General features: G+C 64.4%; 1 pseudogene and 1 other annotated feature. The pseudogene reads right to left on the bottom strand.

Annotated features, from left to right (window positions below):
• Positions 1–1,262 (bottom strand): annotated as a pseudogene (locus XpopCFBP1817_RS20725) (IS3 family transposase); the annotation flags it as partial.
• Positions 873–989, bottom strand: a sequence feature (AL1L pseudoknot). Its footprint overlaps the pseudogene before it by 117 nt.
• Positions 1,263–1,312: the final 50 nt, after the last annotated feature.

The following is a 1,312-nucleotide window of genomic DNA, read 5'->3' as shown; positions in this document are numbered from 1 at the left end:
TGAACCGCTCCGGGAATATGGGAGGCTGTTTGGTTTGAGTCACGCCGCTTCGGCGTAACCGGCCGGCCTGTTGTCGATAGTAAGCCTCTTCGGCTTCTGCTGGCGGAATGTTCCCGATCGACCCCAGCAAGCGTTTGTGGTTGTACCAGTCCACCCAATCCAGCGTGGCCAGTTCTACGTCCTGACGATTGCGCCACGCGCGCCGGTGGATCACCTCGGCCTTGTACAACCCGTTGATCGTCTCGGCCAGCGCGTTGTCATAACTGTCGCCCACGCTGCCCACCGATGGCTCGATCCCGGCGTCGGCCAGCCGCTCGGTGTAGCGGATCGACACGTACTGCACGCCGCGGTCGGAGTGGTGGATCAGGCCGCCCTCGGTTGGGCGCCGCGCATGCAGCGCCTGCTCCAGGGCGTCCAGCACCAAATCCGTCTGCGCCGTCGGCCAGACCTTCCAACCGACGATGCGCCGCGCATACACGTCAATCACGAAGGCCACGTACACGAACCCTGCCCAGGTCCAGACATAGGTGAAGTCGCTGACCCACAGTCGGTTCGGCGACGGCGCATGGAACTGTCGGTTCACCTTGTCCAGCGGGCACGGACGCTTGTCGCTTGTCGCTGATCGTGGTCTTGACCACCTTCCCGCGCACCACGCCGTGCAGGCCCAGCTTCCCCATCAATCGCTCCACCGTGCAGCGGGCCACTTGGTAGCCCTCGCGCTTGAGTTGCCGCCAGACCTTGCGCACGCCGTACACCTGTCGGTTCTCCTCCCATACCCGCCGGATCTGCGGGCGCAGCGCCTGGTCCTTCCACCAGCGGTTCGGGCGCACGTTCGCGTCCGCTTCCCGCTGCGCGTGGCGGTAATACGTCGACGGGGCAACCTGCAGCACCTGGCAGATCGGCTCGACCCCGTGAACATCGCGATGTTCGGTCACAAACTTGGTCAGGGCTTGAAGCGGCGGTCGAGCTCCGCCTGGGCGAAATACGCGCTGGCCTCGCAGGATCTCGTTCGCTTGCCTCAGCTCACGCACTTCACGCTCCAGTGCCTTCATCCGCGTCCGCTCGTCCGTCGTCAGCCCCTGGCGCTCGCCGGCATCACGTTCGGCCTGCCGCACCCAGTTGCACAGCGTCTGCGCCCAACAGCCGATCTTCCCGGCAATCGATTCGATCACCGCACACTGCGAGCTGTACTCGCCCTGATGCTCCCGCACCAGCCGAACCGCCCGCTCTCGCACTTCCGGGCAATACTTTGTCTTGCTCATCGCTCCATCTTCTCAAGAGTTGGAGCCTCCCGAAATCATGGGGCGATTCA

The organism is Xanthomonas populi, from assembly GCF_002940065.1.
Lineage (GTDB): Bacteria > Pseudomonadota > Gammaproteobacteria > Xanthomonadales > Xanthomonadaceae > Xanthomonas > Xanthomonas populi.
The sequence above is the reverse complement of the archived record's forward strand: the minus strand, read 5'-3'. Positions and strand labels throughout refer to the sequence as shown.